Raw genomic sequence first — 23895 nt, 5'->3', positions numbered from 1 at the left:
TCAGAAGTGAAACGCCGTAGCGCCGATGGTAGTGTGGGGTCTCCCCATGTGAGAGTAGGGAACTGCCAGGCATCAAACAAGTGAAGAGGCCATCCGAAAGGATGGCCTTTTTGCGTTTATGCGCTGCACAAACTGATCCCCCATCACCCTGCTTATACGGTAAACTACCTGCGTTTTTGCATCAGGATAGCGTCTATGAACCACTCCCTTAAGCCCTGGAATACCTTTGGCATTCAACGCAATGCTAATCAAATTGTACGTGCCGATACTGCACAGCAACTGCTGGATGCATGGCAAAACGCGACAGAAAATAACGAACCCGTACTGATTCTGGGCGAAGGAAGTAATGTCCTGTTTCTCGATGATTTTGTGGGAACGGTGATCGTTAACCGCATCATGGGAATTGATGTGGTAGAGCGTGCCGATAGCTGGCACGTGCACGTGGGTGCCGGAGAAAACTGGCATCATCTGGTGCAATTTACCCTCGAAAAAGGGATGCCGGGCCTGGAAAACCTTGCGCTTATTCCAGGCTGCGCCGGATCGTCTCCTATTCAAAACATCGGCGCCTACGGCATCGAACTGAAACATGTTTGTGAATATGTCGACTGCATCGAACTGGCGACCGGAACGGCTAAGCGTTTAACGGCAGAACAGTGCCGTTTCGGCTATCGTGACAGTATCTTCAAACATGAATATCAGGATCGCTACGTGATTGTCGCCGTGGGCCTGCGCCTGTCGAAGAACTGGCAGCCGGTGTTGACCTACGGGGATTTAACGCGTCTCGATCCGGCGACCGTTACCGCCCGCGACGTTTTTGACTCGGTTTGCCATATGCGGATGACCAAGCTTCCCGATCCAAAAGTAAACGGAAATGCAGGAAGCTTCTTCAAAAACCCGGTTATCAGCAGCGAAAATGCAAAAGTCTTTCTTGAAGGATGGCCAGCAGCGCCACATTACCCTCAGGCGGACGGCAGCGTGAAGCTGGCCGCGGGGTGGCTCATCGATCAATGCCAGCTAAAAGGCACTTCAGTTGGCGGGGCAGCCGTTCACCAACAGCAGGCCCTGGTGCTGATTAACCAGCGCGATGCGACCAGCGACGATGTGGTACAGTTGGCTCACTACGTTCGCCAGCGTGTCGGCGAAAAATTTAACGTCTGGCTGGAGCCAGAAGTCCGCTTCATTGGTCGCACAGGTGAAGTCAACGCTGTGGAGACTATCGCATGAAGGACAATACGGTCCCGTTAACCCTGATTGGTATCCTGGCGGATGGTGAATTTCATTCCGGCGAGCAGCTGGGTGAACAGCTGGGCATGAGCCGCGCCGCCATTAACAAGCATATCCAGACGCTTCGCGACTGGGGTGTGGATGTGTTTACGGTTCCCGGAAAAGGCTACAGCCTGCCGGAGCCGATTCAGTTGCTGAATGAAGACGCGATCCGCAGCCAGATTGGACACGGCAATGTGGCGGTGCTGCCGGTGATTGACTCGACGAACCAGTATCTGCTGGATCGTCTGCCTGAGCTGAAATCCGGCGATGCCTGCGTTGCTGAATATCAGCAGGCCGGTCGTGGCCGTCGCGGCCGCAAGTGGTTTTCACCCTTTGGCGCTAACCTCTATCTGTCCATGTACTGGCGACTCGATCAGGGCCCGGCCGCTGCCATTGGCCTGAGTCTGGTCATCGGCATCGTCATGGCGGAAGTGCTGCACGATCTGGGGGCGGATAAAGTGCGTGTTAAATGGCCTAATGACCTCTACCTCAACGATCGTAAACTTGCCGGGATTCTGGTCGAACTGACGGGAAAAACGGGCGATGCGGCGCAAATCGTCATTGGCGCAGGCCTCAATATGGTGATGCGCAATGTCCAAAATGATGTGGTGAACCAGGCCTGGACTAACCTCCAGGAGGCGGGGATCGTCATCGATCGTAACACCCTTGCCGTACGTATGATTAAAGAGCTGCGCAGCTCGCTCACGCTTTTTGAGCAGGAAGGGCTGGCACCGTTCCTGTCTCGTTGGGAAAAGTTGGATAACTTCATCAACCGCCCGGTGAAATTGCTGATCGGTGATAAAGAGATCTACGGGACTTCCCGCGGTATTGACGCTCAGGGTGCGCTGCTTCTGGAGCAGGATGGCGTGATCAAACCCTGGATGGGCGGTGAGATTTCCCTGCGAAGTGCCGAATAACCGGATGGAGTGAATGATGCGAAAACCCGTCTGCGCGACGCTGGCCGTCATGATGAGTCTGCTGTTCTCACCCCTCTCTCAGGCAGGTCAGGCCTGGGAGAGTTACAAGGCGCGCTTTTTCAAACCGGAAGGCCGCATTGTCGATACCGGCAATGGCGGCGTGTCGCATACGGAAGGTCAGGGCTTTGCCATGCTGATGGCAGTGGCCAACGACGATAAAGCCACGTTCGATAAGCTCTGGCAATGGACAAACCGTGAGCTGAAGAACAAAGAGAACGGTCTGTTTTACTGGCGCTTTAACCCCGCAGAGTCCAACCCGATCGCCGACAAAAACAACGCTGCCGATGGCGATGTGCTGATTGCCTGGGCGCTGCTTAAAGCCGATGCCCGCTGGCATGACAAACGCTACAGCGCCGCATCGGATGCTATTACAAAAGCGCTGGTCGCCCATAGCGTCATCCGCTATGCGGGTTACCGCGTGATGCTGCCCGGCGTCCAGGGATTTAAGCTTGACGGTGAAGTGGTTCTTAATCCTTCCTATTTTGTGTTTCCGGCCTGGCAGGCCTTCGCCGGACGCAGTCATTTGCCGGTCTGGCGCGATTTGATTAAGGACGGGGAACGCCTGCTGGGGAAAATGGGCTCGGGTAAAGCGAACTTGCCCACTGACTGGGTTTCACTGACATCAGGTGGCAAGCTGGCTCCCGCTAAAGGCTGGCCACCGCGAATGAGCTATGACGCGATTCGTATTCCGCTGTACGTTGCCTGGTCTGAGAAACAAAGCCCGCTCCTGGCGCCGTGGAAGGCCTGGTTCGGTCAGTTCCCCCGGGAACAAACGCCCGCCTGGGTTAACGTCACGACTAACGAATATGCGCCCTACATGATGGAAGGTGGTCTGCTGGCGGTTAGGGATTTAACGATGGGACAGTCTTCCGGAGAACCCGAAATCACGTCTAAGGACGACTACTATTCGGCAAGTCTGAAAATGCTGGTGTGGATTTCAGCGCAATAATAACGCACTGGCTATCCCCTCTCCCCGATGAGGAGAGGGGTAAATCAGTTACTGTGGATACGGTACCCAATCCCCGCCGTTCAGGCGAACGTACGGTTTGTTCTGATACTGAATCACTACCGCGTTGGCGTTCTCCGAGACTTCTGCCGTTTGCGGCAGTTTGCTGGTGAGCTGGTCCCAGTTCACGCTATCTTCCACAAAGAGTTTCCCGTCAACGGCGCGGGCAACCAGTTCTGAGATCGCCAGATAGCTGGTTGGCTGCGTAATCTCTATTGGTGCGCCCTGATGCGGTGCCTTCATACCAAAGAATTTAATGCCTGCAGGTACGTTGGTGATGGACGGGCTTGGGATATCACGCAGACCTGACACCTGCATTCTGTCACCTTTCAGCGCACCACCGTGCTCAGGCACCACAACCACCATCACTTTACGGCCTGATTTTTCCAGCTCCGTGAAGAACGCGTCCAGCTCGTCGAAGAATTTCTGCGCACGCACTTTATAATCTGCCGTTTTGCTCACGCCCGGGAAATGGTTACCGTCGTGGAGCGGCAGGGTATTAAAGAACGTCGCGCTGCGTGGATTACTGTCTTTTTCGATGGTCTGCAGCCAGCGTTGCAGGACGGCGGTATCGTCATAGACGGGCGAGCCGTCGAAGCCCAACAGAGAGACAGGAAGACCGGTTTGGTCCATCAGCGGTGACTGCATACCACCCTGTTCGCGCACCTCTTTCAGGAAGTTACCGAACTGGCCGTTATGTCCCAGCATCAGATGCTGCGTAAAGCCCAGCTTGGCGAGGTTATCGAACAGATAACACTGGTTGCCGGCGGGTTGATACAGATTCTTATGCGATGCCTGACCGCAGCTTGCACGCAGCAGGCGGATCGCCGCCGGGCCGCTGTAGGAGGTGGCAGAGTTGAAATCTTTAAACTGAATGTCGAAATGTGACCACAGCGGATGAGACATCAAACCAGCTGCATCCACATCGGCCCAGGAGAGAGAGCAGATGTTGATCACCAGCAGTTCAAACGGCTGAGCATCCGCAGGCAGCGCATCCGGGAATTTCGTCTGTCGCTTGTCTTCCGCGGTATAGAAACTGGAGAGCCAGGCGTTCAGGTTGGTTGAGGTCGGCGGTGCGGTCTGGGTTGGGATATCACCCACCACTGGCGTATCGCCTGCCGTGGTGACGGTGGCCGCTGCGCTTCCCCCGGTGGTGGTCACCGTGGTGGTCGGTTGACCGGCAGGCCACAGCGAAAAGTTTGGCCCAGCCAGGGTCAGCACGTTAAGCCAGATCATAATCGCGACGACAAACACCGTGACGCGGATCCACTGTGACAGGAACAGCCAGGCAACCAGCAGCACAAATACCGCGCCTATCATCTGCCAGTTAATAAACCGCTCGGTCAGATCGAGGACATAGCTGGCGCTAAAGCCTGCCACCTGGGACCCCTGGCTCATAATGCTGTCCGGCCCCGGTAGCCAGGTATCATGCCAGAACAGCGCAAAGCCGACGGGGATGGCAACCCAGTGACGTAAGCGATGCAGCCTGATATTTGGCAGCGGCATCAGCAGGAAGGCCATAAACACGAGGTTGAGTAGAGGATGGAAATTCAGATAGCCTGCCCAAAGCAGACCAAACTTCACCAGAAAGTAGAAGTTCCAGCCGGAAAGGCCGCGCCAGTATTGCCAGAGCGGCGAGGGTGACGAAGCGGTATAGGTAGAATTAGTCATGTTTTCGGTCTGCCTTGACGTGTGATGCCCGTGTCAGTGTTCCGGCTGGTTTTACATAGCGAGGTTTTATAAACAGCACTCTGGCCGTATCACGGATACGGCGTATGGAATGACGCGCATAGTAGCCAAGCGGGAAAAAGATCAGCGCACAGAATATAACCAGTTGAATAATATCGCTGATATTCATGATGATGCGTTCTCCGCGTTGTCTGTTAATAAGCGAAGGGGTTCCGGAACCCGACGCCAGACGTGTCCATCATGTCTGGCATTGAGGATCGGTTTAGCATCGCTCTTGATAGCGAGCGGTTTAACCCATTGTTCAGGCTGGAGCGCACGCATCTGCACCAGCTCCGCGCTGATCGTATTATCTTCGAACCAAATCATACGGTTCGAGAAAATATCCCCGGTAGGCAGGGGGAAGATGTGGTTAAGCGCCGTATCGAGATCGTTTACCCGGCAGAAGGACAAAAACAGCACCAGGCGATTGTCGCCAATGGTCATGATGTCCCCTGTACGGTTCGGGCGGCATAAGGTAAGCGCCTGTTCAACGCGGATACCCGGAACAGGGCGCAGGGCAACCATAACCCCTTTTCCGTCTGCAGGAAGAAGCGTATTGCTCATCATGTTGCCGACGGCGTCGCAGAAGGTATCCCATTTTTGGTAACCGCGCAGCTTCATCGGCTGCGTCATGGAGAGCAGCGTAGAAATGTCTTCCGGTACATGGCGGCTAAACTGCTGACCCTGAACGCTTTCGATAAGCGTCAGGCAGCGTGACAGCGGCGCGTTCCAGGGGATAACCATATTGGCGCCGCAACCCAGAAGCAGACGCTCATCGGTGGCGCGCAGGCTGGTATTGTTTTCGCGTACGATGATTTTTAACGCACTGCCGCGCTGGCGGCGTAAGGTGTGGATTTGCCTTGCCAGCGTCTCAATCTGATTATTCTGCATCAGCGAGAAAATAATCGTTGCCGCCTGGGTTGTGCGCGCTTCATGGAAAAGGGCTTCGTTAGATTCAAACAGTGACCAGTTTTCCGACAGGGCGGGCGCCCCCTCTAAAACCGCGATATGGCTCAGAATGCGTTTTTCATCACTGCGCGGCTGCACCACGGTTTCTTCCTGCTGCGCCAGGTGCCACTTACCCTCGATATGTTTCAGCGTAAGTTGTTGCCTGGCGCTCACACCTTTTTCATTACACCAGAATGCAATATCGTAGAGATAGCTTCCCGCCTGGTCACGAACGCTTGCCAGACCGAACAGGGAGCGATATTCACCCATTAAAAGTGAGAATAGCTTGTCATTATTACTGCCGGGATTGACTATCAATAGCGTGCAATTTTGAAATTTTGCCCATTTATTGATTTTTTCCAGCCACGGCAGCAGTTTTTCAGAAGGGATATTTTGCAGGACGTTATTTGCGCATTTAAGGATCACTAAATAGTGATCCGGATCAATAGTGCACTGAACGTCGCGGGACAAAAAGTATAGACTATCGGCATCCGATGTCATGGAAAATAATCGCACCGTCTGAGGCCCGCAATCGTTTTCCAGCGTGATAATTTTCTTCGGATCTTCGCCCATGCTAATGACGGCCACGCGGGAATCCTTATCCTGGGCAGCAATTGTCTGGTTTACTAGACTGATAGCATCTTCATTTCGGTCCGTATTAATCCACCAGACTCCTCCGACTGGCATGTGGCTCAATTCGTCCCATAATGACTGGATGCCAATAGAAAATATGGAGTCCACGGTGTCCCTCTTTTCGTCTAATTTATCTGTATCTCAGTTTACTAGCGAAAGCGTAGAAATAAACCTAACATTGAAATTAAAGAACATCAGATTTAGCATGTAAATGAAATTTGTCAGGGCAGGAAGCCCCGCAACTTCTTTAGCGTGCGATTTTCCTCAAAGGGATGGAAAAAGAATGGATAATAACGAACCCGGAACCCCAGTCGATTCGACCCTGGGTTACACATTCCAAAACGATTTTCTGGCGCTGACGCAGGCCTTTTCTTTACCTGAAATAGATTACACCGATATTTCCCAGCGGGAACAGTTGGCCGCGGCTATTAAACGCTGGCCGTTATTAGCTGAATTCGCCCATCAACATTAAGGGAGCCATTGATGGCCATACTCGGATTACAGGGTGTCCGTGGCGGTGTGGGTACCACATCTGTTACCGCGGCGCTGGCGTGGTCATTACAGCTTTTAGGTGAATCGGTGCTGGTTATTGACGCCTGCGCCGATAATTTGCTGCGTATGTCGTTTAACGTCGACTTTACTCGCGAAGAGGGCTGGGCCCGGGCGCTGCTCGACGATAAAGACTGGCAGGATGCAGGGATGCGCTATACCTCCCAGCTCGATCTGCTGCCGTTTGGTCAACTGACCACCACGGAGCGCGAGAATGAAGCCGCGTATCAGCGTCTGTTTTCGCAGTTCACGCTGGCGCTGCAGACCCTGAAAGAAAAGGGGCACTACAAGTGGATCCTGCTGGATCTGCCGCACGGCGCCGGCACGCTGACCAGACAGCTTATTGCCCAGTGCGATCATGTGCTCTCGATCGTCAACGTCGATGCGAACTGCCATATCCGCCTGCATCAGCAGGGGCTACCTCAAAATGGCCATATCCTGATTAACGATTTGCGCATTGGCAGCCAGATCCAGGACGATCTGTATCAGGTCTGGCTGCAGAGCCAGCGCCGCCTGCTTCCCATTGTCATCCATCGTGATGAGGGCATGGCGGAATGCCTTGCGTCGAAGCAACCGCTCGGCGAATACCGTAGCGATTCACTGGCGGCAGAAGAGATCCTGACGCTGGCTAACTGGTGTCTGCTGAACTTCGCCAACAGGGCGGAGCATGCAGGGAGTGATGTATGAGTCGTCTCGCCAGCTGGTTACTCATCCCACCGGTCAGTTCGCGTTTGAGCGAACATTACCGGCATTTTCGCCGTCACGGCGCGTCGGCATTCAGCGCCGCGCTCGGCTGTTTCTGGATGATTCTGGCCTGGATATTTATTCCACTCGAACACCCGCGCTGGCAGCGCATACGTGCCCGGCACAGTGAGCTTTATCCGCACATTAATCCCGACCGACCACGTCCTTTGGATCCGGCGCGTTATCTCATTCAGGCCATCTGGCTGGTGGCGACCTCATCCCGCGCGGAGACAAAAACGCCGCACTGGCGCAGTTTCTCCCGCGTGCAGCAGCTACGTGAACGCTACCACCAGTGGCTGGATAAACTGCCCAACAGCGTCAGCGATAAGACCAGCCATCTGGATAACCATAAAGAGCTCGGGCATCTCCACCCGGGCTTGCGGCGTTTTATCCTCGGCGTGATCGTCGTGTTCTCGCTCATTCTGGCGCTGGTCTGTATTACGCAGCCTTTCAACCCTCTGGCGCAGTTCACCTTCCTGATCCTGCTGTGGGGCGTGGCGCTGTTGGTCCGCCGTATTCCGGGCCGTTTCTCGGCGCTGATGCTGATTGTGTTGTCGTTGACCGTCTCCTGTCGCTACATCTGGTGGCGTTATACCTCGACGCTGAACTGGGACGACCCGGTGAGTCTGGTGTGCGGCCTGGTGCTGCTGTTTGCTGAAACCTACGCCTGGATTGTGCTGGTGCTGGGCTATTTCCAGGTGATTTGGCCGCTCAACCGCCAGCCGGTTCCGCTGCCAAAGGACACCACCCAGTGGCCAACCGTCGATCTCTTCGTGCCGACCTACAACGAAGACCTGAGCGTGGTGAAGAACACCATCTATGCCGCGCTGGGCATCGACTGGCCGAAAGATAAGCTCAAGGTCTGGATCCTGGATGACGGCAACCGTCCGGCGTTCCGCCAGTTCGCAGAGGAGGTCGGCGTCGAGTACATCGCCCGTCCGACGCACGAACATGCTAAAGCCGGGAACATCAACAACGCGTTGAAGTATGCCACCGGGGAGTTTGTCTCGATCTTTGACTGCGACCACGTGCCGACGCGCTCGTTCCTGCAGATGACCATGGGCTGGTTCCTGAAGGAGAAAGAGCTGGCGATGATGCAGACGCCGCACCACTTCTTCTCGCCGGACCCGTTTGAACGTAACCTTGGCCGTTTCCGTAAAACCCCGAACGAAGGCACGCTGTTCTATGGCCTGGTGCAGGACGGAAACGACATGTGGGATGCCACCTTCTTCTGCGGCTCCTGTGCGGTTATCCGCCGTAAACCGCTGGATGAAATTGGTGGTATCGCCGTCGAAACGGTCACCGAAGATGCGCATACCTCGCTGCGCCTGCACCGTCGTGGCTATACCTCAGCCTATATGCGCATTCCGCAGGCTGCCGGTCTGGCAACGGAGTCACTGTCGGCGCACATTGGTCAGCGTATTCGCTGGGCGCGCGGGATGGTGCAGATTTTCCGTCTCGATAACCCCCTGATCGGGAAAGGGCTCAAGCTGGCGCAGCGTCTCTGCTACGTCAACGCCATGTTCCACTTCTTATCGGGTATCCCGCGGCTGATCTTCCTGACCGCGCCGCTGGCGTTCCTGCTCCTTCACGCTTATATCATCTACGCCCCGGCGCTGATGATTGCGCTGTTTGTTCTGCCGCACATGATCCACGCGAGCCTGACGAACTCGAAGATACAGGGTAAATACCGCCACTCCTTCTGGAGTGAAATCTACGAAACGGTGCTGGCCTGGTACATCGCACCGCCGACGATGGTGGCGCTGATTAACCCGCATAAAGGGAAATTCAACGTCACCGCGAAGGGCGGCCTGGTGGAAGAAGAGTACGTCGACTGGGTGATCTCCCGTCCGTATATCTTCCTGGTACTGCTGAATATCGTTGGCGTCATCGCCGGTATCTGGCGTTATTTCTACGGCCCGGAAAACGAAATCCTGACCGTCTTCGTGAGTATGGCCTGGGTCTTCTACAACCTGATTATCCTCGGCGGCGCGGTGGCGGTGTCGGTGGAAAGCAAACAGGTTCGTCGTGCGCATCGCGTTGAAATCTGCATGCCTGCGGCGATCGCCCGTGAAGATGGCCATCTCTTCTCCTGTACCGTGCACGACTTCTCTGACGGCGGTCTGGGGATCAAAATCAACGGCCAGGCGAAGGTGCTGGAAGGGCAGAAAGTTAACCTGCTGCTTAAGCGCGGTCAGCAGGAGTATGTCTTCCCGACGCAGGTTGTTCGCGTGGCGGGCAATGAAGTCGGTCTGCAGCTGATGCCGTTGACCAAAAAGCAGCATATCGATTTTGTGCAGTGTACGTTTGCCCGCGCGGATACGTGGGCTCTCTGGCAGGACAGCTTCCCGGAAGATAAACCTCTGGAAAGCCTGCTGGATATTCTGAAGCTGGGGTTCCGTGGCTATCGTCACCTTGCAGAATTTGCCCCGTCGTCGGTGAAATTAATTTTCCGGTCACTTACTTCGCTGGTTTCCTGGGTCGTGTCGTTCATTCCTCGTCGTCCTGAGCGGGATGAGGCGAAGCAGGCGGACCCGGTTATGGCTCAACAATGATGATAACGCGATGAAAACAAAACTTTCCTGGTTATGTGCAGTGGCAATGGGGATGAATGTCCTCCCCGCAACAATGGCTAACGCCGCTCCTGGTAATGCAGCGGCAACGCCTGCGCCAACGGTACCTGTCGTCGCGCAAGCAACCGATCCGGTTGTCACCGCGGCACCCGGTCAAACGGAAAACATCATGCCGAACCAGCCAACGGAGGGGAACACCCTGCCGGCAGACGGTCAGGTCATCGGACAGGTGATGCCGGGCGTCCGGGGGGCGAATGCGCCCGTCGTCGCGGACAATGCGCCGTCACGGGACGTGAAGCTGACCTTCGCGCAAATTGCGCCGCCTCCGGGCAGCATGGTGCTGCGCGGTATCAACCCTAACGGCGGCATTGAATTTGGCATGCGCAGCGATGAGGTCGTCTCTAATGCGGTGCTGAACCTTGAGTACACCCCGTCACCGTCGCTGCTGCCGACCCAGTCTCAGCTGAAGGTCTATCTGAATGATGAGCTGATGGACGTCCTGCCGGTCACGAAAGAGCAGCTGGGCAAGAAAACCCAGGCTCAGGTGCCGATCAACCCGCTGTTCATCACCGACTTTAACCGTATCCGCCTGGAATTTGTCGGTCACTACCGCGATGTCTGCGAAAACCCGGCCAGCAACACGCTGTGGATGGACGTCGGGCGTAACTCCTCGCTGCAGCTGACCTACCAGTCGCTGGCGTTGAAAAACGATCTCTCAGCCTTCCCGGTTCCGTTCTTCGATCCGCGTGATAACCGTCCGCTCACGTTGCCGATGGTGTTTGCCTCTTCCCCGGACGTGACCGAGCAGCTGGCGGCCACCATCGTGGCGTCCTGGTTTGGTTCACGCGCGGGCTGGCGCGGCCAGAGCTTCCCGGCGATGTATGACAAGCTGCCGGACAGAAATGCCATTGTGTTTGCGACCAACGCTAAACGCCCGGCCTTCCTGCGCGATCATCCGGACGTCAAAGCGCCGACCGTTGAGATGATAAGCCATCCGGAAAACCCGTACGTGAAGCTGCTGGTGGTCTTTGGTCGTGATGATAAAGATCTGGTGCAGGCAGCAAAAGCCATTGCCCAGGGCAACGTCCTGTTCCGCGGCAACAGCGTGGTGATAGATGAGGTCAAGCCGCTGCTGGCGCGTAAACCGTATGATGCGCCAAACTGGGTGCGTACCGACCGTGCGGTAACCTTTGGCGAGCTGAAAACCTATGAAGAACAGCTGCAGGCGACGGGGCTTGAGCCAGCGCCGATTAGCCTGTCGCTGAATCTGCCGCCGGATCTGTACCTGCTGCGCACCAACGGCATTGATATCAATCTGAACTACCGGTATACCGCGCCAGCCACCAAAGACAGCTCGCGCATGGATATCAGCCTGAACAACCAGTTCCTGCAATCCTTCAGCCTGCAAAGCACGCAGGATACGAACCGCCTGATGCTTCGCCTGCCGGTGCTGCAGGGGCTGCTGGACGGTAAAACGGATGTTTCCATTCCGGCACTGAAGCTGGGTGCGATAAACCAGCTGCGCTTTGACTTCCAGTACATGAACCCGATGCCTGGCGGCTCGGCGGAAAACTGCATCACCTTCCAGCCGGTTCAGAACCACGTGGTGATTGGCGATGAGTCGACCATCGACTTCTCGAAGTACTATCACTTCCTGGCGATGCCGGACCTGCGCGCGTTTGCTAACGCGGGCTTCCCGTTCAGCCGCATGGCCGATCTCTCTGAGTCCATTGTGGTGATGCCAAAAGCGCCAAACGAAGGGCAGGTCACGACCCTGCTGGACACCATGGCGACCGTTGGGGGACAAACAGGATTACCGGCGATTAACGTCACGTTGACGGACGATGGCAGCCAGATTCAGAACAAAGACGCTGACATCATGGTGATCGGTACCATTCCGGATAAGCTAAAGGATGACAAACGTATCGATCTGCTGGTGAAAGCGGCCCAGTCCTGGGTTAACACGCCGCTGCGCCAGACCGAGTTCCCGAGCATTATGCCGGATGTGAACGACCGTCAGGCCAGCGCGCAGACGACGGTAACGTCTCAGGGGGCGATGGCCGCAGTGGTGGGCTTCCAGTCCCCATACAACGAACAGCGCAGTGTGGTGGCTCTCCTTGCGGACAGCCCGCGCGGGTATGAGCTCCTCAATACGGCCATGAACGACAGCGGTAAACGTGCCGCGATGTTTGGTTCCGTGTCGGTGATCCGTGAGTCCGGCGTCAATAGCCTGCGCGTGGGCGATGTGTACTACGTGGGCCATCTGCCGTGGTTTGAACGCCTGTGGTATGCGCTGGCCAACCATCCGGTGCTGCTCGCCATCCTGGCTGCGGTCAGCGTGGTCTTGCTGGCATGGGTGCTGTGGCGTCTGCTGCGTATCATCAGCCGTCGCCGTCTGAACCCGGATGAGTAAGATGTAATGAAAGCCTTTCGCTGGTGTGCATTAGCAGCGGTGATGCTGGCGGCGCTTCCTCTTCGCGCCGCCTGTACCTGGCCTGCCTGGGAGCAGTTTAAAAAGGACTACATCAGTGAGGGCGGGCGTGTCATTGATCCCAGTGACACGCGCAAAATTACGACCTCGGAAGGGCAAAGCTACGCCCTGTTCTTTGCCCTGGCGGCGAACGATCGCAACGCGTTTGACCAGCTGCTGACGTGGACGCGCGATAATCTTGCCAGCGGCGATCTCAACGACCATCTGCCTGCCTGGCTATGGGGTCAGAAGGATAAAGAAACGTGGGCGGTGATTGATACCAACTCCGCCTCAGACGCCGATGTCTGGATCGCCTGGGCACTGCTCGAAGCGGGTCGGCTGTGGAAACATCCGGACTATACCCGCACGGGTAAAGCGTTGCTGAAACGCATTGTCAGCGAGGAAGTGGTGAAAGTGCCGGGGCTCGGCGCAATGCTGCTTCCCGGTAAAGTCGGTTTTGCCGATGAACAGGTCTGGCGCTTTAACCCCAGCTATCTTCCTCCGCAGTTAGCGAGTTATTTCACGCGCTTTGGTTCCCCGTTGACCCAGCTTCGTGAAACCAATCTGCGTCTGCTGCAGGAGAGTGCGCCGAAAGGTTTTTCGCCGGACTGGGTGCAGTATCAGAAAAACAAAGGCTGGTGGTTACAGCAGGATAAGGCGCTGGTGGGCGGCTACGACGCCATCCGCGTGTATCTCTGGGTGGGCATGATGAGTGACAACGATCCTCAGAAAGCCCGGCTGCTGACGCGCTTCCAGCCGATGGCGGCAAAGACCATGAAACGGGGTGTGCCGCCGGAGAAAGTGGATGTGGCGACGGGGAAACGCACCGGGAATGGTCCGGTCGGGTTCTCTGCCGCCATGCTGCCGTTTTTACAACAGCGTGATGCCCAGGCGGTTCAGCGCCAGCGCGTTGCGGACCATTTTCCCGATAACAATGCCTATTACAGCTACGTGCTGACTCTCTTTGGGCAAGGATGGGATCAGCATCGTTTTCGCTTCACCGCAAAAGGTGAATTAATACCGGATTGGGGCCAGGAATGCGCAAGTTCACAGTAAATCTACTCACTTTATCGCTTGGCCTGGCACTGATGCCGCTGGCTGAAGCCGCCAACTCTCCGCAGCAGAAACAGCTGCTGGAACAGGTTCGGCTGGGCGAATCGACACAGCGTGAGGATTTGGTTCGTCAGTCGCTTTATCGTCTAGAGCTGATTGACCCGAACAACCCTGACGTCATTGCCGCACGCTTTCGCTACCTGCTGCGCCAGGGCGATAACGCCGGTGCGCAAAAAGAGCTGGATCGTCTGAAAGGGATCGCGCCGGGCTCGAGTGCGTACCAGTCATCACGCAACACGATGCTGCTTTCTACCCCGGATGGCCGGCAGCAGCTCCAGCAGGCGCGACTGCTCGCCACCACGGGACACACGCAGGAGGCGATTGCCGCCTATGACAAGCTGTTTGACGGCAACCCGCCGGGCGGCGACGTGGCCACGGAATACTGGAACGTTGTGGCGAAAGACCCTGCTCGCCGAAATGCAGCCATTAACCAGCTCAAGAAAATAAACAGCAGCAGCCCCGGAAATACGCAGCTTCAGGCAACGCTGTCCCAGCTTTTGTTCCAGAGCGGACGCCGTGATGAAGGCTTTGCGGTATTGCAGGAGATGGCCAAATCCACCAATGGCCGTAACCAGGCGTCTGATATGTGGTATGACCAAATCAAAGGTCAGCCTGCCAGCAGTGCCAGCGTCAGCGCGCTGCAAAAATACCTGAGCGTATTCAGCGACGGTGATAGCGTCGCGGCGGCGCGTGCCCAGCTTGAAGCGCAGCAAAAACAGCTCGCCGATCCGGCGTTCCGCGCGAAAGCGGAAGGGCTGGCGGCGGTGGATGCCGGGCAGGGGAGTAAGGCGGTGGCGGAGCTGCAAAAAGCCGTCAGCGCCAACCATGCCGACAGTGAGGCTGTGGGGGCCCTTGGACAGGCGTATTCTCAGAAGGGCGACCGCGCCCGCGCGGTGGCACAGTTTGAAAAGGCGATTGCCCTCGATCCCCAGAGCGATAACCGGGGTAAATGGGACAGTCTTCTGAAGGTTAACCGCTACTGGCTGCTGATTCAGCAGGGTGACGCGGCGCTGAAGGCGAATAACCCGGCGCAGGCGGAGCGTTACTATCAGCAGGCACGCGGTATCGACAATGCCGACAGCTATGCCGTGCTGGGGCTGGGCGACGCCGCCGCGGCGCGTAAAGATAACGACGCGGCGGAACGTTATTATCGCCAGGCGCTGCGTATGGACAGCGGCAACAGCAATGCGGTTCGCGGGCTGGCCAATATTTACCGCGCGCAGTCGCCGGAGAAGGCTTCGCAGTTTATCCAGTCTCTCTCCGCCAGCCAGCGCCGGAGCATAGACGATATTGAACGTAGCCTGACCAACGAGCAGCTCTCCACTCAGGCCGAACAGCTGGAAAATCAGGGGAAATACGCTCAGGCGGCAGACATTCAGCGTCGTCGTCTGGCGCTCTCTCCCGGCGACGTGTGGATAACCTACCGTCTCTCGCGCGATCTCTACAGCGCGGGTCAGCGCAGCCAGGCGGATACCCTGATGCGTCAGCTTGCCAGCCAGAAACCGTCCGATCCGGATCAGGTGTACGCCAACGGGCTCTATCTTTCCGGAAACGATCAGGACCGCGCCGCGCTGGCGCATCTGGACACGCTGCCGCGCAGCCAGTGGAACGGCAATATTCAGGAACTTGCCGACCGCCTGCAAAGCAACCAGGTGCTGGAAACCGCCAACCGTCTGCGCGACAGCGGCAAAGAGCAGGACGCAGAGAATCTCCTTCGCCAGCAGCCGACCTCCACCCGTATCGACCTCACGCTGGCGGACTGGGCACAGCAGCGTGGCGATCTGGACTCGGCGAAAACGACGTACAACGCCGTCCTGCAGCGTGAACCGCAGAACGAAGACGCAATCCTCGGCCTGACCGAGATTTACAGCGCGCAGGGTAACAAAGATGCCGCGCGCGCAGAGCTGGCGAAACTGCCCGCCGCGCAAAACGGTCAGCCGCTGTCGCTCAACATGCAGCGCCGCATCGCGATGGCGCAGGCGGGCCTGGGCGATTCCGCTGCCGCAGAACAGACCTTCAACAAAATCATTCCGCAGGCTAAATCGCAGCCCGGCTCCATGGAAAACGCGCTGGTGCTGCGTGATGCCGCACGTTTCCAGGCGCAGAACGGCCAGCCTCAGCAGGCGCTGGAAACCTATAAAGATGCGATGGTATCGACAGGTATCACCACGACGCGTCCGGCTGACAACGACAGTTTCACCCGTCTGACGCGTAACGATGAAAAAGACGACTGGCTGAAGCGCGGCGTGCGCAGCGATGCCGGTGACCTGTACCGTCAGCAGGATGTTAACGTCACGCTGCAGCACGACTACTGGGGCTCCAGCGGCACGGGCGGTTATTCCGACCTGAAAGCGCATACCACTATGCTACAGGTGGATGCCCCGCTCTCAGATGGGCGCATGTTCTTCAGAAGCGATCTGGTCAACATGGACGCCGGTTCATTTGATAGCAAGAACGGGACTTACGACCCTAAATGGGGAACCTGCTACGAAACGCCGTGTAGCGGCAACACCCATCAGTCCGACAATGGCGCGAGCGTCGCCGTCGGCTGGCAGAATAAGACCTGGGCGATGGATATTGGCACCACACCAATGGGCTTTGACGTCGTCGACGTGGTGGGCGGCATCAGCTACAGCAGCGATCTGGGGCCCATCGGCTATACCGTTAACGCCCATCGCCGCCCAATCTCCAGCTCTCTGCTGGCCTTCGGCGGGCAAAAAGATACCAATACCGGCACCACCTGGGGCGGCGTACGCGCCACCGGTGGCGGCGTAAGTATGAGCTATGACAAAGGGGAAGCGAACGGCGTCTGGTCAAGCCTGAACGCGGAAACGCTGACGGGTAAAAATGTGGAGGATAACTGGCGCGTCCGCTGGATGACGGGTTACTACTACAAGCTCATTAATAAAAACAATGAGCGCCTGACGGTCGGCGTCTCCAATATGCTCTGGCACTACGACAAAGACCTGAGCGGTTATACCCTGGGCCAGGGCGGCTATTACAGCCCGCAGGAGTATGTCTCCTTCGCCTTGCCGGTGACATGGCGTAAGCGCACGGAAAACTGGTCCTGGGAGCTGGGTGGCTCGGTGTCCTGGTCCCACTCCAAAACCAAAGACGAGCTGCGCTACCCGATTCAGAATCTGATCCCGACCGATGAGCCAGACCGCTATACCGACCGGGGCGCGATGGAAACCGGCAGCAGTTCTTCCGGTACGGGTTATACCGCACGGGCCATTATCGAACGCCGCGTAACGTCCAACTGGTTTGTGGGCATGGGCGTGGATATTCAGGAAGCGAAAGACTATACCCCAAGCCACGCGCTGATCTATGTGCGCTACTCTGCTGCAGGCTGGCAGGGCGATATGGACTTACCGCCGCAGCCGCTTATCCCGTACGCGGACTGGTAATCGGATTTTCCTTAATCCATTTGTAAGTCTCTCTTAATAGCGCGGCAATCGGGTATACTCAGGCGCGCCAGGTTTACACCCTGGCGCGCCCTGCGCTTCGAGTTTTGTGGAGAGTCATTTTGCGTGTCAGCCGTTCCTTAACAATCAAACAGATGGCGATGGTTTCTGCCGTCACCATGCTGTTTGTCCTGCTTTTCTGCGTAATTCTGCTGTTTCATTCCGTACAGCAGAATCGCTATAACACGGCTTCGCAGTTAGAAAGTATTGCCCGCTCGGTGCGCGGCCCGCTCTCCGCCTCGATTCTGAAAGGGGATATTCCCGAAGCGGAAACCATTTTAAAACGCATTCAGCCTGCCGGCGTCGTTAGCCGCGCCGACGTCGTCTTGCCTAACCAGTTTCAGGCGCTGCGGATGAGCTTTATCCCGGAGCGTCCCGTCCCGATGATGGTGATGCGCCTGTTTGAACTGCCGGTGCAAATTTCGCTGCCCGTTTATTCACTCGAACGCCCTGCCAATCCGCAGCCGCTGGCCTACCTGGTATTACAGGCGGACTCCTACCGCATGTATAAATTCGTCATGAGCTGGGTGGTTACGTTAGTGACCACTTGCTTACTTATGACGCTTATTCTCAGCGTGGCGCTCACCTGGTGCATTAACCGGCTGATTGTTCATCCGCTGCGCCGCATCGCCCGCGAGCTGAATACGCTTGCGCCGCAGGATCAGATGGGACATCAGCTTGAGCTACCGCGTCTGCATCATGACGATGAGATAGGCATGCTGGTGCGCAGCTACAACCTCAACCAGCAGCGCATCCAGCGTCAGCAGGATGAGTTAAACAGCAGCGCCACGCGCTTCCCGGTGTCGGAGCTTCCCAATAAAGCCTTCCTGATGGCAATGCTGGAGCAAACCGTTGAGCGCCAGCAAACCACGGCGCTGATGGTTATCGCCTGTGAAACGCTGCAGGACACGGCTGGCGTGCTCAAGGAGAGCCAGCGCGAAATGCTGCTGCTTACCCTGGTGGAAAAGATCAAATCTGTCCTTGCCCCGCGCATGGTGCTGACTCAGGTCAGCGGTTACGACCTGGTGGTGATTGCCAATGGCGTAAAAGAGCCCTGGCATGCGATCACATTAGGTCAGCAAGTACTCACTGTCATTAATGAGCGGTTGCCCATTCAGGGTATCCAGCTTCGCCCGAGCGCCAGCATCGGTATCGCCATGTACTACGGTGATTTAACGGCGGAGCAGCTTTATCGTCGCGCCTTCTCGGCGGCGTTTACCGCCCGGCGCAAAGGGAAAAATCAGATCCAGTTCTTCGACCCGGAGCAGATGGAAAAGGCGCAGCAGCGCCTGACGGAAGAGAGCGACATCCTGACCGCGCTGGATAACCGCCAGTTTGCCCTCTGGCTACAGCCGCAGGTGAATTTGCTGACGGGAGAGGTGAAAAGCGCCGAGGCTCTGCTGCGTCTGCAGCAGCCGGATGGTTCATGGGAGCTGCCGGAAGGGCTGATTGAGCGCATTGAGTCCTGCGGCCTGATGGTTACCGTCGGCTACTGGGTGCTGGAGGAGTCCTGCCGTCAGCTTGCGGCCTGGCAGGAGCGCGGCGTGACGCTGCCGCTGTCGGTTAACCTGTCTGCCCTGCAGCTTATGCACCCGACCATGGTTTCAGAGATGCTGGAGCTGATCCATCGTTACCGCATCAAGCCAGATACGTTAACCCTGGAAGTGACGGAGAGCAGACGTATTGACGACCCCAATGAGGCGGTCGCGATCCTGAAGCCGCTGCGTAATGCCGGTATTCGCATTGCGCTGGACGATTTTGGCATGGGGTACGCCGGGCTGCGCCAGCTTCAGCACATGAAAACCCTTCCGGTAGATGTGCTCAAAATTGACAAAGCGTTTGTCGACGGTCTGCCGGACGACAGCAGCATGGTGCAGGCGATTATCCAGATGGCGCGCAGTCTCAACCTGCACCTTATTGCCGAGGGGATTGAAACCGACGCGCAACGCGCCTGGCTGGCAGAGGCGGGTGTGGAGAGCGGGCAAGGCTTCCTTTTTGCCCCCGCTGTTCCTTCGGATGTCTTTGAACAACGATACCTTTCTGGTGCTGACGACCCCGCAAAAGTGTAACTTTGTTGCTGGCTTGTGCGAGCCAGCTCAAAGTTCTTAACATTTGTGTTTCAAATTTGAACTGAGTTTATTTCTGTCCTGTTATGTGGGTGTTATTTTAAAGCCGCAGGTTAACCATAACCTTACAAAGCCTGTGGTTTTTCTTCCCAAGGACACCTTATGAAAACCTCACTCTTCAAAAGTCTTTATTTCCAGGTCCTGACAGCCATCGCCATCGGTATTCTGCTGGGTCACTATTACCCTGAACTGGGCGCGCAAATGAAACCGCTTGGCGACGCGTTCGTTAAGCTCATCAAAATGGTCATCGCGCCGGTGATCTTCTGTACGGTAGTCACGGGCATCGCTGGCATGGAAAGCATGAAGGCGGTCGGTCGTACCGGTGCAGTGGCGCTTCTTTATTTCGAAGTGGTCAGTACCCTTGCGCTGATTATCGGTCTGATCATCGTCAACGTGGTGCAGCCAGGCGCGGGGATGAACGTAGACCCCTCAACGCTGGATGCCAAAGCGGTCGCGGTGTATGCCGAGCAGGCGAAAGATCAGGGCGTGGTCGCCTTCCTGCTGGACGTCATTCCTGGCAGCGTCATTGGCGCGTTCGCCAGCGGAAACATCCTCCAGGTTCTGCTGTTCGCCGTGTTGTTTGGCTTTGCCCTGCACCGTCTGGGCAGCAAGGGCCAGCTTATCTTTAATGTGATCGAAAGCTTCTCACAGGTCATTTTCGGCATCATCAATATGATCATGCGCCTGGCGCCCATCGGTGCCTTCGGTGCGATGGCCTTCACCATCGGTAAATATGGCGTCGGCACGCTGGTGCAGCTGGGTCAGCTGATTATCTGCTTCTATATTACCTGTATCCTTTTCGTGGTGGTGGTGCTGGGCTCCATCGCCCGCGCGACAGGTTTCAACATCTTCAAATTTATCCGTTACATCCGTGAAGAACTGCTGATTGTTCTGGGGACCTCCTCTTCAGAATCGGCGCTGCCGCGTATGCTCGACAAGATGGAGAAACTCGGGTGCCGTAAATCGGTGGTCGGGCTGGTGATCCCGACGGGCTACTCCTTCAACCTGGACGGTACCTCGATATACCTGACGATGGCGGCCGTATTTATCGCTCAGGCGACCAACAGCCATATGGATATTTTCCATCAGATTACCCTGCTGGTGGTGCTCCTGCTCTCCTCTAAAGGTGCGGCAGGCGTAACGGGCAGCGGCTTTATCGTGCTGGCAGCCACCATTTCTGCTGTGGGTCACCTGCCGGTGGCGGGTCTGGCGTTGATTCTGGGTATTGACCGCTTCATGTCTGAGGCGCGTGCGTTAACCAACCTGGTGGGTAACGGTGTGGCAACGGTGGTGGTGGCGAAATGGGTGAAAGAGCTGGATCACAAAAAGCTCGACGATACTCTGAATAATCGTTCAACTGACAGCAAAAATCCTGGCTTATCCTCTTAAACTTGTCACAAATGCCCGTATTCCCTTGTGGGGATGCGGGCTCCTGCGCATAATAACTGTTCATACCTGTCATAATTCGACAAGATTTTTTTTGGGTATATTTCACTTCGGACCGTGACGTTTTGCCGAACGCGCGGTCTAATCGACGTGTTTTCATCGTCATCTTTAAGAGTGAAGCGCGTCGCGAGGCACTCTTTTTTAACCAGGAATGTTGATCAGGGGTTCACATGCAGGGCACAAAAATTCGACTCTTAACCGGCGGTTTGCTGATGATGGCAGCAGCCAGTTATGTGCAGGCAGATGCGCTCCAGCCAGACCCGGCCTGGCAACAAGGGACATTAGCGAACGGTTTTCAATGGCAGGTCTTAGCCACGCCGCAACGTCCCAGCGATCGTATTGAAATCCGTCTGTCCGTAAATACCGGCTCCCTCACGGAAAGCACTCAGCAAACCGGTTTCAGCCACTTTATTCCCCGGCTGGCGCTCACGCAGAGCGGCAGCCTGCAAGCGGTTCAGGTGCGTTCACTCTGGCAGCAGGCCATCGATCCGAAACGCCCACTCCCCCCGGCTGTTGTCTCGTATGACTACACCATGTTTAACCTGAGCCTGCCAAACAACCGTAACGACCTGCTTAAAGAAGCGCTGACGTATCTCTCCGATGCCTCTGGCAATCTGGCGATTACGCCGGACACCGTCAACTATGCGTTGAGTAACAGCGACATGGTGGCAACCTGGCCTGGGGATACCAAAGAGGGCTGGTGGCGTTACCGCCTGAAGGGCTCAACGTTACTGGGACATGATCCGGCCGAACCGCTGAAACAGCCGGTGGACGCCGAACAGGTGAAATCGTTCTATCAGAAGTGGTACACCCCGGACGCGATGACGCTGATCGTGGTGGGTAACGTGGACAGCCGCGCGGTGGTGGAGCAGATCAACAAAGCGTTTGGCGATCTGAAAGGCAAGCGTGAAACGCCAGCCCCTGTCCCGACGCTCTCTCCGCTGCGTGCAGAGCCTGTCAGCATTATGACGGACACCGTGCGTCAGGATCGCCTCTCCGTCATGTGGGATAACGCCTGGCAGCCCATCCGTGAATCTGCGGCGATGTTACGCTACTGGCGTGCCGATCTGGCACGTGAAGCGCTGTTCTGGCACGTCCAGCAGACGCTGAGTAAGAACAACGTGAAGAATATTGGTCTTGGCTTTGACTGCCGCGTGCTGTTCCAGCGTGCGCAATGTGCCATCAACGTTGAATCACCGGGCGATAAGCTAAATGCCAATCTGGGTGTGGTCGCGAAAGAGCTGGCAAAAGTGCGTAAAGAGGGGCTTTCCGAAGAGGAATTCAACGCTCTCGTGGCGCAGAAAAAACTCGAGCTGCAGAAGCTGTTTGCGACCTACGCTCGTGCCGATACCGACATTCTGATCAGCCAGCGTATTCGTTCCCTGCAGAATCAGGTGGTGGACATTGCGCCGGAACAGTATCAGAAGCTTCGTCAGGACTTCCTGAACGGTCTGACCGTCGATATGCTCAATCAGGACCTCCGTCAGCAGCTGTCGCAGGAGATGGCGTTGATCCTTCTGCAACCGAAGGGCGAGCCGGAATATGACATGAAGGAACTTCAGACGACCTGGGATGCCATTATGGCTACCGCGCCGCAGCCAGCGCAGGCCGCCACGGCGGATGATTTACATCCGGACGCGACGGATATTCCGCAAGGGCAGTAATCCCCTCACCCCGGCCCTCTCCCCAAAGGGGAGAGGGTGTTCATAGTCCCCTCTCCCTGTGGGAGAGGGTTAGGGTGAGGGCATCAGCCCGCACCCTACTTAAACAGGCATCGCCTCGCGCGGAATAATCGCCCCGCGATACTGAATCACCGTGCTGGCCGTCAGGTGCCCGCGCTGTGCCGCCGCTTCCGGCGTTCCACCCGTCAGGCGTACCGCCAGATAGCCCGCGCTGAATGAATCACCCGCCGCCGTGGTATCAATCACTTTCTCTTTGGCAAGCTTCACTGCCGGAACGTCAACCAGCGCTTCACCCGCCACCGCGACCAGGCACGAATCCGCACCGCGCTTAATCACCACTTCGCTCACGCCTGCCGCCTGCGTGCGCGCAATTACGTCATCTACCGGCTTTTCACCCCACAGGGCGTCTTCATCGTCGAGCGTCAGGAAGGCGATGTCGGTGCACTGTAGCATCTGCTGATAGACCTGCTGCGTCTCTTCGCGGCTGGCCCACAGGCGCGGGCGGTAGTTGTTATCGAAAATAACCTTACCGCCGTTGGCACGACATTCGCGCAGCAGCGAGAGCAGCTTGTCTCGGCTGGCGGGGCTTAAAATCGCCAGGCTAATGCCGCTCAGATAGAGATAGTCAAATGTCGCCAGCTCTTCGCAGATGGCCGCGGCCGCGTCGCTCTCCAGCCAGAATTTGGCTGCGGCTTCGTTGCGCCAGTAATAAAACGTGCGTTCGCCTGTACTGTCGGTTTCGATGTAATAAAGCCCCGGGAGGCGGTTTTCCATACGCTGAATCAGCGACGTTTCAACATGTTCACTCTGCCAGGCCTCCAGCATTTGCTGGCTGAAGCTGTCCGTACCCAGGGCGGTAACGTAGTTCACGGTGAGCGCCTCAGGCGCGACCTGACGGGCAATATAAACGGACGTGTTTAACGTATCGCCACCAAATCCGCGGCTGACTTCCGCGCCTTTTTGTGACAGCTCAATCATGCATTCGCCAATCACGGCAATTTTTTTGGACATAGTCGTGAACCTGAACAGAAGAATTATCAGCAGTGTGCGCTGAGTGAATTAACCGGTCAACTATATTAAAACAACGTTCCATTATTTTTTTTGAGCCAGCGCGTGTTCCCGCGCATTTCTGTCATCTTAATTTCATTTTCCGGGTGAATTGAACATAAA

16 protein-coding genes are annotated in these 23895 nt (G+C 56.5%); 12 read left to right on the top strand and 4 right to left on the bottom strand.

Going from position 1 to position 23895, the window contains the following annotated elements; genetic code table 11:
• The first annotated feature begins 195 nt into the window (after positions 1-195).
• From murB to GXP72_RS21680, 3 genes are read left to right on the top strand one after another with little or no spacing between them, the layout of a single operon-like run.
• On the top strand, positions 196-1224 hold the full coding sequence (gene murB / locus GXP72_RS21690) for a UDP-N-acetylmuramate dehydrogenase (RefSeq protein WP_208763335.1): 1029 nt from the start codon (positions 196-198) through the stop codon (positions 1222-1224).
• A complete protein-coding gene (gene birA / locus GXP72_RS21685; protein ID WP_048992968.1) occupies positions 1221-2183 on the top strand; it encodes a bifunctional biotin--[acetyl-CoA-carboxylase] ligase/biotin operon repressor BirA in 963 nt (320 codons plus the stop codon). Before murB ends, birA begins: the two co-directional genes overlap by 4 nt.
• A gap of 16 nt (positions 2184-2199) precedes the next feature.
• Positions 2200-3192, top strand: a complete 993-nt coding sequence (locus GXP72_RS21680) for a glycosyl hydrolase family 8 (RefSeq protein WP_208763934.1) — start codon at positions 2200-2202, stop codon at positions 3190-3192.
• 48 nt (positions 3193-3240) lie between these two features.
• Here the strand turns inward: GXP72_RS21680 and bcsG are convergent, their stop codons facing one another.
• Genes bcsG through bcsE form a run of 3 tightly spaced genes read right to left on the bottom strand, consistent with a single transcriptional unit; the run spans position 3241 to position 6666 of the window.
• Positions 3241-4920, bottom strand: coding sequence for a cellulose biosynthesis protein BcsG (gene bcsG, locus GXP72_RS21675; RefSeq protein WP_208763334.1), 1680 nt, complete (start codon positions 4918-4920; stop codon positions 3241-3243).
• Positions 4913-5110, bottom strand: a complete 198-nt coding sequence (gene bcsF, locus GXP72_RS21670; protein WP_024908822.1) for a cellulose biosynthesis protein BcsF — start codon at positions 5108-5110, stop codon at positions 4913-4915. The genes bcsG and bcsF overlap by 8 nt, the downstream gene beginning before the upstream one ends.
• Positions 5104-6666 (bottom strand): cellulose biosynthesis c-di-GMP-binding protein BcsE, encoded by a 1563-nt coding sequence (gene bcsE, locus GXP72_RS21665; RefSeq protein ID WP_024908823.1) that lies wholly within the window; start codon positions 6664-6666, stop codon positions 5104-5106. The genes bcsF and bcsE overlap by 7 nt, the downstream gene beginning before the upstream one ends.
• A gap of 175 nt (positions 6667-6841) precedes the next feature.
• Between bcsE and bcsR the strand changes: the two genes are divergently transcribed.
• From bcsR to GXP72_RS21620, 9 genes are all read left to right on the top strand, one after another.
• Entirely contained in the window at positions 6842-7030 is a 189-nt protein-coding gene (bcsR, locus tag GXP72_RS21660) for a cellulose biosynthesis protein BcsR (RefSeq protein ID WP_024908824.1), read from the top strand.
• A gap of 11 nt (positions 7031-7041) precedes the next feature.
• Complete coding sequence (bcsQ, locus tag GXP72_RS21655) at positions 7042-7794, top strand: cellulose biosynthesis protein BcsQ (protein ID WP_024908825.1); 753 nt, start codon at positions 7042-7044, stop codon at positions 7792-7794.
• Positions 7791-10406 (top strand): UDP-forming cellulose synthase catalytic subunit, encoded by a 2616-nt coding sequence (gene bcsA / locus GXP72_RS21650; protein WP_208763333.1) that lies wholly within the window; start codon positions 7791-7793, stop codon positions 10404-10406. The genes bcsQ and bcsA overlap by 4 nt, the downstream gene beginning before the upstream one ends.
• Before the next feature lie 10 nt (positions 10407-10416).
• Positions 10417-12837 carry a cellulose biosynthesis cyclic di-GMP-binding regulatory protein BcsB gene (gene bcsB, locus GXP72_RS21645; protein ID WP_024908827.1) on the top strand — a complete coding sequence of 807 codons (2421 nt, stop codon included), beginning with the start codon at positions 10417-10419 and terminating at the stop codon, positions 12835-12837.
• A gap of 6 nt (positions 12838-12843) precedes the next feature.
• The gene (gene bcsZ / locus GXP72_RS21640; RefSeq protein ID WP_208763332.1) at positions 12844-13950 is read left to right on the top strand and encodes a cellulose synthase complex periplasmic endoglucanase BcsZ; all 1107 of its coding nucleotides are present in this window, start codon (positions 12844-12846) and stop codon (positions 13948-13950) included.
• Positions 13932-17414 (top strand): cellulose synthase complex outer membrane protein BcsC, encoded by a 3483-nt coding sequence (gene bcsC, locus GXP72_RS21635; RefSeq protein WP_208763331.1) that lies wholly within the window; start codon positions 13932-13934, stop codon positions 17412-17414. Before bcsZ ends, bcsC begins: the two co-directional genes overlap by 19 nt.
• Positions 17415-17533: 119 nt before the next feature.
• Complete coding sequence (hmsP, locus tag GXP72_RS21630; protein ID WP_024908830.1) at positions 17534-19540, top strand: biofilm formation regulator HmsP; 2007 nt, start codon at positions 17534-17536, stop codon at positions 19538-19540.
• A gap of 159 nt (positions 19541-19699) precedes the next feature.
• Positions 19700-20986, top strand: a complete 1287-nt coding sequence (locus GXP72_RS21625; protein WP_023333768.1) for a dicarboxylate/amino acid:cation symporter — start codon at positions 19700-19702, stop codon at positions 20984-20986.
• A 227-nt stretch (positions 20987-21213) separates the two neighbouring features.
• Entirely contained in the window at positions 21214-22707 is a 1494-nt protein-coding gene (locus GXP72_RS21620; RefSeq protein ID WP_024908831.1) for a pitrilysin family protein, read from the top strand.
• 99 nt (positions 22708-22806) lie between these two features.
• On the opposite strand, the gene GXP72_RS21615 is transcribed toward GXP72_RS21620, so the two are convergent.
• Positions 22807-23736 (bottom strand): sugar kinase, encoded by a 930-nt coding sequence (locus GXP72_RS21615; protein WP_148769156.1) that lies wholly within the window; start codon positions 23734-23736, stop codon positions 22807-22809.
• Positions 23737-23895: the final 159 nt, after the last annotated feature.

Origin of the sequence: Enterobacter sp. SES19 (genome assembly GCF_011765665.1) — a bacterium.
In the GTDB taxonomy this organism is placed as follows: domain Bacteria; phylum Pseudomonadota; class Gammaproteobacteria; order Enterobacterales; family Enterobacteriaceae; genus Enterobacter; species Enterobacter pseudoroggenkampii.
This window is presented reverse-complemented; position numbering and strand designations above follow the sequence as displayed.